Below are 12067 nucleotides of genomic sequence, written 5' to 3'. Positions count from 1 at the left end.
ACGGTTTATTCAAAATGGCACTCTCCACTTCCGATCGCGCCCGCCTGCAGGCATTTCTGGAAAGCACCCGCTTAAATACCCAGTCGTATCTCGGTTACCCGGTATCCAAGGATTTCGAATTCGAGGATCTGGTGGAATTCCTGCGATATCCGCTCAACAACCTCGGCGATCCCTTCGGCGATTCCACCTGGCGGGTAGACAGCCGCAGTTTCGAGCGGGAAGTCATTACCTTTTTTGCCGAACTGCTGCGCGCGCCGAAAAATGACTGGTGGGGCTACGTCACCAACGGTGGTACCGAAGGCAACCTGTATGGCCTGTACCTCGCCCGCGAATTGCTGCCCAAGGGTATCGTGTACTACTCCCAGGACACTCACTACAGCGTGGCGAAAAACCTGCATTTTCTCGGCATGCGGCACATCATGATCCGCTCGCAAAAAAACGGCGAAATGGATTACAACGATCTGCGCGAAACCCTGCGCGCGCGCCGGGATATTCCGCCGATCATCTTCGCCAATATCGGCACCACCATGACCGAGGCCCGCGACGACCTGAACACGATCAACCACATCCTCGACGAGCTGGCTTTCAGCCAACGCTACGTCCACAGTGACGCGGCGCTGTGCGGCGGCATGGCGCCGTTCATGGAGCCGCGCCCGGCGTTCGACTTTGCCGATGGCGCCGACAGTATTTCCATCAGCGGCCACAAGTTTTTCGGCTCGCCGATTCCCTGCGGTATCGTGCTGGCGCGCAAGTGCAATGTGGATCGCATTGCGCGCTCCATCTCCTATATCGGCAACCTGGACACCACCATCACCGGCTCCCGCAATGGTTTCACCCCACTGGTGCTGTGGCACACCATTCGCTCACAGGGTGTGGAGGGACTGGCGGCACGCGTCCAGCACTCCCTGGATACTGCCAGCTATGCCGAAACCCGTATGCGCAATGCCGGCATCAGCGCCTGGCGCAATCCCAATGCCATTACCGTGGTTTTCCCACAGGTAGCTGAGTCGGTGAAGCAGAAATGGCAGCTCGCCACCGCCAACGGCCAGAGCCACGTGATCTGCATGCCGAATGTCACCCGTGCCCAGATCGATGAGTTGGTGGAGGATATGCTGGCAACGCCGGAGAACGTTCCCCAGTAAGGCCGGTTGAATAGCAGAAAAATTACAAGAAATTTATTCATCAACAAGGGCGACTCTGGTCGCCCTTGTCACACGATTTAAATTGTTAACTGTAGCCAGTAAAAGCAGCTGTTATGCCCCCCACTGAGGCGGACGGAATTCGCTTATTGCCCAAACAGTTGACGAAAGCCATTTGCGGTAACGCTGGGCTTTTCATTGACGCGCATGAACCATTCGCCATTTTCCTGACGGAGATACATGACATCTTCCGCGAAGTCTCCCGCTACTTTAATCGCAACATTTACAGCAACAGATCCATCAGCGTTTTTTGAGGTACTAACCACCTCCAATTCAGCCCCCTGCAACAGCGAAAACATATCGGGTGAAAGGCCTGCCATGAGCGTATTCATTGCAGAAAAGACATCCGATGAAGTCATTGAGGTATATTTCCCTGGGGGAATATCAGCAAAAAAATATTGTGCCATTTGCCTAACCTCCACATCCTGGCTCTCATTAGCAGCCAAAAATACCGGCAGCAATTCGCTTTTCAAATCATTTAGATCCGCAGGAAGGATAAATTCGGCAGCCTTCACAAAGTCCGTTGATGAATACGCCGCCCAATATTCTTTCAGACGCTCGGCAATTAGCGCATCATTTGCCGATGCTGTTGCGATCACCCCAAAAAACAAAAGTACCGCTAAGATTGCTTTTTTCATTTAAATATCCTTATTTAGGACGTTTTATTCTTCCGTGGCACCGCATACTTCGCCACGGCCTTAGCACATCCGTTCCAATATAGACCAACAGAAATAAATAAAATGAAAAATGAAACAATCTCTATTCAGAAATTTTCCACCAGAAATTTCTGGCGGCATGACCGACGACAATTCTTATTTCTCTTCAGGCCACACCATTCGCACATTAAATTTTCGCACAGACTTCTTCACCGATGTAAATGCTGAACATGCACAAACTGACATCGATAGTTGTGTCCTGTGCGACCAAATTGCGCCCTTCCGCCAAGCACACCCGCCCAGCCCCGAAGACTCAATAATAAAACACCAACGCAGCACAACCTGCGAAGCAGGCCAACCTCGGTAGATTTCCCCAGTGAATCCAAAGGAGCTTTTCAGTCGGGATCAGTCACCTCTGCCACTACCTTCCCGATCACCGTCCCCCAAATTGAAACTCCGCTCCCGGGTTGCACAGGAAGCACATAGATTTTCCCAATACGGGATGTTCAAAGCCAAGTTCCTGCGCATGCAGCAGCAACCGCGGTGCCGCCGCAAGTGCCTCCGCATGGGCATAAAAAGGATCGCCGAGAATCGGGTGGCCGAGCGCCTGCATGTGCACGCGCAACTGATGAGATCTTCCGGTAACCGGCGTCAGTTGTAGCAGGCTCGATTGGCCATCGCTGTCGAGTTTCTGCCAGCGGGTGAGCGACGGCTTACCGTGCTCGAAATCCACCATCTGCTTGGGCCGGTTCGGCCAGTCGCAGATCAGGGGCAGATCCACCTCGCCACTGTCCCCTTGCGGCTCACCCCACACGCGCGCCAGATAACTCTTCTCCACCTGGCGATTCTGGAACAGTGCGCTCAACTGGCGGTGCACCTCGGCCCCACGGGCCATCGCCACCAACCCCGAGGTATCCATATCTAGGCGATGCACGATCAGGGCGTCCGGGTATTCCGCCTGCGCGCGACTGGCGAGACAGTCCTTGTGGGCGGGATCGCGGCCGGGTACGGTGAGCAGGCCGCTGGGCTTGTCCAGCACCAGCAGAAAAGCATCGCTGTAGACGACATCCAGATAGGGTTCGGTAGGTGGACTGTAGGGGCGCAAAACTCGGCCTCGGGCAATACATCAGGACTTTGGGGGTAATTGCGCAAGCTTACTCAATTTTTCCGTGCCGCGCGTACAATTCAATTCCGGCCCCTATCATGAGCACAAACTGAAAGGCACGCCTGAATGCCCGCCCCATACATTCATAAAAACGACAAAGTGGTTTTGTTTGACGGCGTCTGCAAGCTCTGCTCGGCGTGGGCGAGATTCCTTATCAGGTTCGACAGGAACAGAATCTTTAAACTGGCCACGGTGCAATCCAGAGAGGGGCAGGCAATACTCGTGTACTACGGCCTGCCTACGGACACCTTCGAAACCATGGTATATATCAATGGTGAGCGGTTATACACAAAATCAACGGCACTGCTCGGAATCCTGCGCGCCCTGCCACTCCCATGGCCGACATTTGCTGTTTTCGCAGTGGTTCCCCGGAAACTCAGGGACTGGCTATACGACCGGATTGCGTTAAATCGCTACCGGTTTTTTGGTAAATACGACCACTGTCTGTTACCCGGTCCCGACAATGAATCGAGATTTATACATGGAGACGATAAGTAATGGATCAGGTTCTGGTCGAAAAATTTTCAACCCGGCCACTTTATCGGCGCATTCGGTTACAACCCTATGAGCAATGAACTTTTAATCCCGATGGCGGCGCATGTGGCGTGGACAGCCTTGCTGTATGCCGTACTAACACTGATGCGAGCACCCAAAATTTGGAATATCGGGAAAAAGGAAGATGGCTCGAATCCGTGGCAATCGATCGAGCCAAAAGTCAGCGCCAATCTTTCTAACCAGTTTGAATGGCCGCTGTTCTTTTATGCGGCCTGCCTTGTGGTGATTGCCGCACCTGCGCTGTATCAGCCGGCGTTTGTTTTATTAGCATGGATATTTATTGCCGGAAGAGTTATCCACAGCGCGGTGCAAATCTTCACCACGAACATCCGCCTGCGTGGCGTCGTGTTTACGATTAACTTCCTGGCGGTGTTAAGTATGTGGTGCCTTCTACTTAGCACCGTATCGGGCGGCGCGCATTGAGTAGACTTCGAGTCAGCTTGTTTATTGCCAGAGATACATGCTCGCGCGCTTGTTGAGAATGTTTAGGGTAAACGCTTCCGTGCTCGGCCTGCTCGCCAACCCGTAACACACGTGCAGTGGCAGCAGGTGCTCTTCGCGCGGATGACAAAAGCGCGCACCCGCTGCGTTCTCCCAATCGACAAATCTCTGCGTGCGCTCGGCTTCACTCATTGCCGCACTGGTGCAGGTCTCGTGCAGCCACTGCTCAAACGATTCATTTAGCCTTTTGGATTCCGCCGTTTCAGGGGCAAAAAATGCGCGCATGTTGTGGAAGGAAAAACCGGAACCGATCACCAGCAGGTTTTCCTGCACCACCCCTCGCAACGCCACGCCAATGGCCAAGTGTTGCGCGGCGTCCAGGTTACTGTTCAGGGACAGCTGGATGCAGGGAATGTCCGCCTGTGGAAAAAGGAGTTTCAGCGGCACGAACAGGCCGTGATCAAAGCCGCGGCTTTCATCCATTGCAGAAGTGATACCCGCCCGCGTCAACGATGCGTGAACGTCCTGTGCCAGCCCCGGGTCACCGGGACACGGATACTGGATACTGTAGGACTCCTGCGGGAAACCATAATAATCGTAGATCAGAGAAGGATTGGCGCCGGAGGTGATGGTGGGCACACGCTCTTCCCAGTGTGCGCTTACCACCAGAATCGCCGACGGACGACGCAGGCGACGGGAAATGTTCTGCAGGTAATCTACCATTTCCCCATGCCCGGGATCGCCGAGCAGCGGCAACGGCCCGCCACCGTGGGATACAAACAGAATTTCCGGTGTTGAATTCGACTCTGGCATAACCAGACCTCCGCTTTGACCGCAGTGATTCTAGCCGAGCATGCGATTCGTGGTCTGCTGAAACTTCAATCCCGCAGTTCAAACTGGTAGATATCGGACTGATAGGCTTCGCGCTGGGTGAACAGCAACCAGTCCCGCTCGGGCACATAACTGAAGTCACTAAGACGGTCCAGGGAACCGCGCGGCACCAGTGCCAGCGCCGTCGTGGCACCGCTCGCGAGATCCAGCTTCATTACCTGACTCTGTCCGCCGGCATTGCGCTGGAAATAGACGTTATCTCCATGCACATCCCAGTTGTACAGGGAGGCGAAGGTCGCTGGCGGCAGCAACTGCCGCGGATTTTGCCACTCGGTTGCCGATGCATTGAGCCCGGCCTGCCACAACCCGCCCTCGGCCCCGGCGGTAAACAGCACCCGGTTATCGCCCATGGGCAGCAGTTTCAGTACCGGCATGTCACCGAGTTTCTCGTCCGCGCCCGCGGCCAGATCAAAACGGTGCGCATAGTATTCACCGCCGTCGGATACCGAGGCGAACAGGAAGCGATCGTCTGGCGACCAGGTCGGGTGGCTGTAATTGTGATGCTCGGGTGTCACCTTGCGGATTTCGCGGGTGGTGAAGTCAATGACCAGCAACTGGTTTCCGTCTTCGGCGTTGTCGGAAGCGGTAAATACGATGCGATCGCCGCGATGGGACCAGCGCGGCGTCACCACTTCGCCTCCGAGACTGGTCAGTTGCTCGCGCTCGCTGCCGTCCAGATTGCTGACCCACAGCTCCATCGCCCCGGACTCGTTGGCGCAGTAGACCAGCTTGCGATGCACCGGCGAGTAGTGCGCGCTGCGTTGGTTGAAGTTGGCGTGCAGCAGTGGCATCGCCGCGCGCAGATCGCCCCCGAGATCCAGATAGCTGATGAACTTGCCAGTATTCCCTGCGCTGTAAACAAAACGGTCACTGCCAGGCACCCGACTCAGGCTGCTGGCCCCGGGCAGGTCGAGATCCCGGATGCCGGCGTGTTCGAGGTCTACCAAACGTACCCGGCGTTTGCCCGCCACTTTGCTGGTGTAGACGATGCGCCGACCGCTGCGATCCCAGCTGAAACTCTTGATATCGCTCTCATTGCGGGTGAGCTGGCGCTCACTGCCAGAGCGCAGGTCGCGCAGATATATATTTTCCGACAGCAGGTCCGACCTGCGGGTGAATGCCAACAGGGCGCCATCACTGGAGAAGGCCATGTCCCGATCTTCGTATTTGCACCCGTCACCACAGGACAGACGCCGTGCGGGAAGCGAAGGATCCTCGAGGTCAATCAGGTAGATACCGCTGTTGAAGATGCCCGGTTCCACCCGGTTGACCGCCAGTGGCGAACCGGAGGGGTGGATGGCGAGGTGGGTGTTCAGCTCAAACACACAATTGCTGATGGTCCTGCGCGCCAGAGTCGCCAGTTCCAGATAGTTGACCCGGCAGCTGGGCCCGGCGCTGTCCCGCTCGACGTAGTAAAGCCCCTTGCCGTCCGGAGCCCACTCCGGGCTGTGCTCGCTCTGCGCGCTGAAGGTGAGCTGCCTGGGTTCCCCCTCGCCGCTCAGCGCGCGGATGTACAGATCGGTATCCCGGTTTGGACGCGCCCAGGTGAAAGCCAGCCACTGGCCGCCGGGATCGACCGCGGGAGTAAACTCACTGCCGGGATAATTGGTCAGGCGCTCTGGGGGCAGCAACTGCGGCGGAGGCTCCGGCGCCAGGTGCAACACCCCCAGCCAGGCAATAAGCGCAGCGAGTGCCAGCCCGGTTCCCAGTCCCCACCAGCCTTTGGGAAGAATGCGACCAGCCTTCACTGCAGGTTCCGGCTCGGGATTTACGGCAACCAATACCGGCTCCACCGCCAAGCGATAGCCGTGGCCGCGCTTGGTGACGATGTACTGGGTATCGGGGTCGATTTCCGCCAGCGACTTGCGAATATGCCAGATGGCATTGTTGATCGCCTTGTCGCCCACGTAGTGATTGCCAGCCCAAACCAGCTCGATCAGCTGCTCGCGGGTGACCCAATTGGGGTACTGCTCCAGCAGGCACTGGAGCACATCGAAATACTTTTTCTGCGAAAGCTCCAGTCGCTGCTCGCCATGGCAGACGCTCTGCGCTTTGAGATTTACCCGGACGCCGCCGAGTTGGTATTCCGGCACATTATTCACCGGCTGACTCTCCCCAGGCTCACCGTTTTTCCCCGCTTAACCCCGTGTTGGCTGACTGGAAATTATACCTGACGCCCCTGTACAGAAAACCGCGAACCGATATACGGCAACCTGTAACCCACTGATTTTCTTAAAAAAGATATTAAAAGAGATTCAGCAGAGTCTTCCGGACACCCACTCTCTATTCGTGTAACCCGCCATCCCATAAAAAGAAGTTCCAGCATCACCGCCGTCCCGCGCTCGGGGAGTTCCCCGGCCCAGGTGAGCGGTGGCAGCGGACAGATAATAACCACACGACAAGCTTCGGAGGGATGTAACTTGAAAGCGAACAAACTCGCACTTGCCATAGGGCTCACCGCCAGCGGTGCCCTCGGGACGCTGGCTGGCGCCGCCAGCGCACAAACGGCAGACACCACACCTGCCACCGACGACCAGATCATCGAGCGGATCGAGGTCACCGGTTCACGCATCAAGCGCATCGACCTGGAAGGGGTGGCACCGGTACAGGTGATATCTGCGGTGGATATCGAGGCGAGCGGCCTCACCACCATCACCGATGTGCTGCAGACCTCTACCGCCAATTCGGGGGTCAACTTCACCGGCGACGGCTCATATGTGGAGAGCGCCAGCTCGGTAAACCTGCGCGGTATGGGTGTGAACCGCACCCTGGTGCTGATCAACGGCCGCCGCCAGGCTTCCTTCCCCACCGCCTACGGCGGCTCCACCAACTTCACCGACGTTTCCGACATCCCCGCCAGTGCGGTAGAGCGCATCGAGATCCTGACCGGCGGTGCCTCGGCCATCTACGGCTCCGACGCCATCGGCGGGGTGGTGAACATCATCCTCAAGAAAGGTTACGAGGGCACCGAGATCGATGCCCGCTACACCGCACCGCAGCAGGGCGGGTTCGAGCAGACCGACTTCGCCTTCACCCAGGGCTTTGCCACGGAAAAAACCAGCACCATGGTGATGCTGGAGTACAAGAAGATCGAATCCCTGCTGAACCGGGATCGCGACTTCCTCTATTCCCCGCGCTACTACACCAATGAAGACGGTGAAACGATGTGGGGCAATGGTCCCGACCATCTGGATAGCCCGTCCAGCTCCGCGCTCTACCTGCGCGACTACGACCGCGTGTTCAACCCGGATTCACGGGTCTACGCCACCGAAGAGGGGTGTAACCAGGTGCTTGGCGACGGCGCCGTATTTTTGCCGGAGCAATCCTACCGCTGCTATTACGACAGCGACGCCACCGAGGGCGTGATGCCCGCGGACGAGCGCATCAACCTGGTAGTGAACACCGAATACGAACTGAACGAAGACTGGAGCCTGTTCGGCACCCTGCAGAGCTCCTACAAGACTTCCGACCGCTTCAAGACCGACAAGAGCATCGCCGAAGACATTTACATGGATGCCGACAGCGGCCGCCTCGCCTACACCACCGAGGGCATGGACGATTATCACCGCTTCCAGGTGCGCCGCCGTTTCGTCGACTTTCCCGGTGAACGCATGTACTACTCGACGGTACAGAAGTACGCGCTCACCGCCGGCGCTTCCGGCACCCTGTTCAACGATTACGACCTGGACGTGTCCTGGTCCTCTGGCCTCAACCTTTACGACCGTGAAAAGATCCACATGGTCAACGGTGCCGCTGTGCTGGAGATGATCACCTTCGATCCCAACGATACCTCCGACAAGTGGTATCCGATGGACCAGCTCACCGACGAGCAGGCTGCGCGCATCATGGATGTGTCGGTCACCGACTCGGAAGCAACCATCAACCAGTTCCAGGCCACCCTGTCCGGCGACCTGATGGAAGGCTTCGCCGGCCCCATCGCGTTTGCCACTTCCGTGGAGTGGGCCAGCGAGAGCTACGAGGACAAGCAGGACGAAGATACCGTAAGCGGTGGCCTGCTCGGTCAGGGCGGCACCAACGGCGGCGGCGATCGCACCCGCAGTGCGCTGGCGGTGGAGCTGGCGATCCCACTGCTCAACACCGCAGGCGGACAATCCCTGGAACTGTCTACCGCCGCGCGCTATGACCACTACAACGACGACTCCAGTGTGGGGGGTGCCTACACTCCGCAGATCGGCCTGATGTACCACCCCTACGAGGACATGCTAATCCGCGGCAGCTGGGGCAAGAGCTTCCGCGCCCCGGACATGCACCGCCTGTACGCCGGCGACACCCTCGGCTTCGGCGCCGAGAACCTGGTGCTGCCCACCGGTGAGGTGATCGAGGATGCCTACGACGCCTACTCCGCCGGCAACATGGATCTGGAAGAGGAGAAAGGGGATTACTGGAACCTGGGCCTGGTGTGGACCCCCACCGACGATATCGAGATGACCCTCGACGTGTGGGAAATCGAACTGCGCGGTGCGGTGCGCAGTGTCAGCAACCGCGAAATCATCGAGGACCCGAACTACAACATGACCGGCAGCTACAGCAGTTGTAGCCAGTTCAACGGACTCGGCTTTATCAACATCGTCGATGACGGTGTGGAAAACCTGCTGTGTATCCGCAAGGGCCCGATCAACGCCGCGTTCGAATCCACCCGCGGTGTCGATGCCAAGTTCAGCAAGGACTTCGAACTCGGCGACCTGGGTGAGCTCAGGTTCTCCGTAGAAACCTCCTACGTGGCGGAAAAACTGTACCAGGAGTATGTGGGCGGTGAAGTGGAAGATGCCACCAAGCTGTTCTACACACCGAAGCTGAAAGCCAACAGCAGCATCGGCTGGCGCAGAGACAACCTCGCGGTGAACCTGACCTACTTCTACACCGGCAGTGCCAAGGGCTACGACTATTTCGAGTACCCCGACGGCACCGAGGAGCAGGCCTACGACACCCTGGATGCGTACAAAACGGTCAACCTCAACGCCAGTTACGAGTTCCCGTGGGAGGGGCGTGTGACGGTGGGTGTAAACAACCTGACCGACGAAATGCCGCCGCTGTTCCAACAGTACAACACCTATCGCAATGACTTCCCGTATCACGCCGACTGGCTGGGGTACGACGTGATCGGTCGCACCATGTACCTGCGTTACAAGCACAACCTGTAACCGGGTTGGACGGGGCGGCGATCCCGCCCCGCCCTTCATTCCGGCCACCGCTTTTTTGGAGTACTCCGTGAAAAGACTTTCTCTGCTGCTGCTGCTGTGTCTCACAGCACAGGCTGGCTGTAGTAAAACCGAACAGCAATCCCATACCCGAACCGAGGCGCAATCCCAGCCCCAGCCGCGCAATATTATTTTCATGATCGGCGATGGCATGGGCCCCGCCTACACCAGCGGTTACCGCTATTTCGTCGACAACCCCGAAACCAAGGAAGTCGACCCCACGGTATTTGACCGCCTGCTGGTAGGCACCGCCAGCACCTATCCCGACGACGACACCTACGTCACCGACTCCGCCGCCTCGGCCACCGCACTCGCTACCGGAATAAAGTCATTTAACGGTGCCATCGGTGTCGATACCGAGCAAAAGCCGCTGCAGTCGCTGCTGAAACACGCCAAGCGGCTCGGGAAAAACACCGCAATCGTGGTGACCTCAGAACTGAACCACGCCACCCCGGCGAGCTTCGTCGCCCACAACAATTCCCGCGGCAACAAGGATGCAATTGCCAACGATTTCATCGATATCAAAATCAACAATCGCCCCACCGTCGACCTGATGCTGGGTGGCGGCCAGCAGTATTTCCAGCGCCGTGATCGCGACATCCTGCAGGAATTCCGCAATCTCGGTTACCAGAGTGCAACCGAGCTGAGCCAGCTGGAAAACATCACCGGGATTCCGGCCATCGGTGTGTTTGCCGATAAAGGATTGGCGCGCGCAATCGACAGCGACACGCCGCAGCGTCTTTCCCACATGACCGGCGCGGCTCTCGCGCTGCTGAAAAAGCACAGTGGCAAGGCCGGCTTTTTCCTGATGATCGAAGGCAGCCAGATCGACTGGTGCGGTCACGCCAACGACATTGCCTGCGCCATGCGCGAGATGGATGACTTCGCGCGCAGTATTGAGATCGTGGAAAAATTTATCCAGGAAAACCCGGATACTCTGCTGGTGCTCACCGCCGATCACTCCACCGGTGGCCTGAGTCTGGCAGCCGACAAGGAATATCTATGGCGCACCGAGGTCATCGCGCAACAGCGAAAGAGCCTGGCCGAATTCAGCCGCGATTTGCAATCGGATGCTGATCCGGGAAAAAGCTGGCAGGAAAATTTTGGCTACCCACTACAGGCGCAGGAGCTGCTCGCGCTGAAGGAGAGCCAGGCAAGCTCCGAAGCCACCTATGATGCCGTGGTGCGAATAAGCAGCCGCTATTCAAATACCGGTTGGACGACCCGCGGTCACGACGCCGTGGATGTGCAGGTATTTGCCTATGGCCACGGTAGTGAACTGTTCCGCGGCTTTCAGGACAACACCGCGATCAGTAAAAAAATACTTCAACTAATGGACGGTATACTCACCCACTAACAACTCAACCCCCAAGCAGGCACCACAACAGTTCTCTCTGATCGTCGTTTTTTGCGCTGCCCACACAGGATACGGTACCGGGGCAGCGTCTTTTTCCCATCTGCCTCGTTGCAAAATCCTAGGCGATGGCCGCAAGCGCCTTGCGAATTATCGCGGGAATGGGAACGGATCGATTCTGCGCTCTTTCCACAAACACATGGGTAAAACTGCCGCTGGCCGCCGCCCGCTCCGCACCCGCACGAAAAATTCCCACGCGATAGATCACCGAGCTGTTACCCAGTTTTTCCACGCAAATACCCGCTTCCAGCGCTTCGGGGTAGGCTAGCGGCGCGCGGTAGTCGCAGCTGGAGTTGACCACAAACCCGACCACATCGGCGTTGTGAATATCCAGTCCACCCTCCTCGATCAGGTAGCGGTTCACCGCGCTGTCGAAGTAGCTGTAATAGGTCACGTTGTTCACATGGCCGTAGATATCGTTGTCGTGCCAGCGAGTGGTAATGGGGTAGAAAACCCGGTAGTGGCCGCGACTGAAGTGGTCATTGGAAGGAGTTGCTTGTTGCTGCATGAATTTTATTGTTTCCCGT

The 12067-nt window shown here is 57.4% G+C and carries 10 protein-coding genes; 5 read left to right on the top strand and 5 right to left on the bottom strand.

The window, feature by feature from the left end:
- Window positions 1-14: 14 nt before the first annotated feature.
- Complete coding sequence (locus R5R33_RS11320; protein WP_318952809.1) at window positions 15-1142, top strand: histidine decarboxylase; 1128 nt, start codon at window positions 15-17, stop codon at window positions 1140-1142.
- A 143-nt stretch (window positions 1143-1285) separates the two neighbouring features.
- Here R5R33_RS11320 and R5R33_RS11315 read toward each other — a convergent pair whose 3' ends face one another.
- Both R5R33_RS11315 and R5R33_RS11310 read right to left on the bottom strand, forming a co-directional pair.
- Window positions 1286-1837: a hypothetical protein gene (locus R5R33_RS11315; RefSeq protein WP_318952808.1), complete on the bottom strand. Its 552-nt coding sequence runs from the start codon at window positions 1835-1837 to the stop codon at window positions 1286-1288.
- A 451-nt stretch (window positions 1838-2288) separates the two neighbouring features.
- Window positions 2289-2960: a pseudouridine synthase gene (locus R5R33_RS11310; protein ID WP_318952807.1), complete on the bottom strand. Its 672-nt coding sequence runs from the start codon at window positions 2958-2960 to the stop codon at window positions 2289-2291.
- Between the two features lie 126 nt (window positions 2961-3086).
- Here R5R33_RS11310 and R5R33_RS17775 point away from each other — a divergent pair, with 126 nt between their 5' ends.
- Both R5R33_RS17775 and R5R33_RS11305 read left to right on the top strand, forming a co-directional pair.
- On the top strand, window positions 3087-3518 hold the full coding sequence (locus R5R33_RS17775) for a thiol-disulfide oxidoreductase DCC family protein (RefSeq protein ID WP_404810364.1): 432 nt from the start codon (window positions 3087-3089) through the stop codon (window positions 3516-3518).
- Between the two features lie 66 nt (window positions 3519-3584).
- A complete protein-coding gene (locus R5R33_RS11305) occupies window positions 3585-3998 on the top strand; it encodes an MAPEG family protein (RefSeq protein ID WP_318952806.1) in 414 nt (137 codons plus the stop codon).
- 21 nt (window positions 3999-4019) lie between these two features.
- Here the strand turns inward: R5R33_RS11305 and R5R33_RS11300 are convergent, their stop codons facing one another.
- On the bottom strand, window positions 4020-4829 hold the full coding sequence (locus R5R33_RS11300; protein ID WP_318952805.1) for a DODA-type extradiol aromatic ring-opening family dioxygenase: 810 nt from the start codon (window positions 4827-4829) through the stop codon (window positions 4020-4022).
- Window positions 4830-4894: 65 nt separating this feature from the next.
- Window positions 4895-7009 (bottom strand): winged helix-turn-helix domain-containing protein, encoded by a 2115-nt coding sequence (locus R5R33_RS11295; protein ID WP_318952804.1) that lies wholly within the window; start codon window positions 7007-7009, stop codon window positions 4895-4897.
- 318 nt (window positions 7010-7327) lie between these two features.
- Here R5R33_RS11295 and R5R33_RS11290 point away from each other — a divergent pair, with 318 nt between their 5' ends.
- Both R5R33_RS11290 and R5R33_RS11285 read left to right on the top strand, forming a co-directional pair.
- Window positions 7328-10069, top strand: a complete 2742-nt coding sequence (locus R5R33_RS11290) for a TonB-dependent receptor domain-containing protein (protein WP_318952803.1) — start codon at window positions 7328-7330, stop codon at window positions 10067-10069.
- A 67-nt stretch (window positions 10070-10136) separates the two neighbouring features.
- On the top strand, window positions 10137-11483 hold the full coding sequence (locus tag R5R33_RS11285; protein ID WP_318952802.1) for an alkaline phosphatase: 1347 nt from the start codon (window positions 10137-10139) through the stop codon (window positions 11481-11483).
- Between the two features lie 118 nt (window positions 11484-11601).
- Here the strand turns inward: R5R33_RS11285 and R5R33_RS11280 are convergent, their stop codons facing one another.
- Entirely contained in the window at window positions 11602-12048 is a 447-nt protein-coding gene (locus R5R33_RS11280; RefSeq protein ID WP_318952801.1) for an acyl-CoA thioesterase, read from the bottom strand.
- Window positions 12049-12067: the final 19 nt, after the last annotated feature.

This window comes from Microbulbifer pacificus (assembly GCF_033723955.1).
Taxonomy (GTDB): Bacteria; Pseudomonadota; Gammaproteobacteria; order Pseudomonadales; family Cellvibrionaceae; genus Microbulbifer; species Microbulbifer pacificus.
Note: the sequence above shows the minus strand (reverse complement) of the source record. Positions and strands in the feature narration are given on the sequence as shown.

Coding starts and splice junctions, on each gene's coding strand:
- R5R33_RS11320 (WP_318952809.1), top strand. CDS start 15: ATGGCACTCTCCACTTCCGATCGCGCCCGCCTGCAGGCATTTCTGGAA.
- R5R33_RS11315 (WP_318952808.1), bottom strand. CDS start 1,837: ATGAAAAAAGCAATCTTAGCGGTACTTTTGTTTTTTGGGGTGATCGCA.
- R5R33_RS17775 (WP_404810364.1), top strand. CDS start 3,087: ATGCCCGCCCCATACATTCATAAAAACGACAAAGTGGTTTTGTTTGAC.
- R5R33_RS11305 (WP_318952806.1), top strand. CDS start 3,585: ATGAGCAATGAACTTTTAATCCCGATGGCGGCGCATGTGGCGTGGACA.
- R5R33_RS11300 (WP_318952805.1), bottom strand. CDS start 4,829: ATGCCAGAGTCGAATTCAACACCGGAAATTCTGTTTGTATCCCACGGT.
- R5R33_RS11280 (WP_318952801.1), bottom strand. CDS start 12,048: ATGCAGCAACAAGCAACTCCTTCCAATGACCACTTCAGTCGCGGCCAC.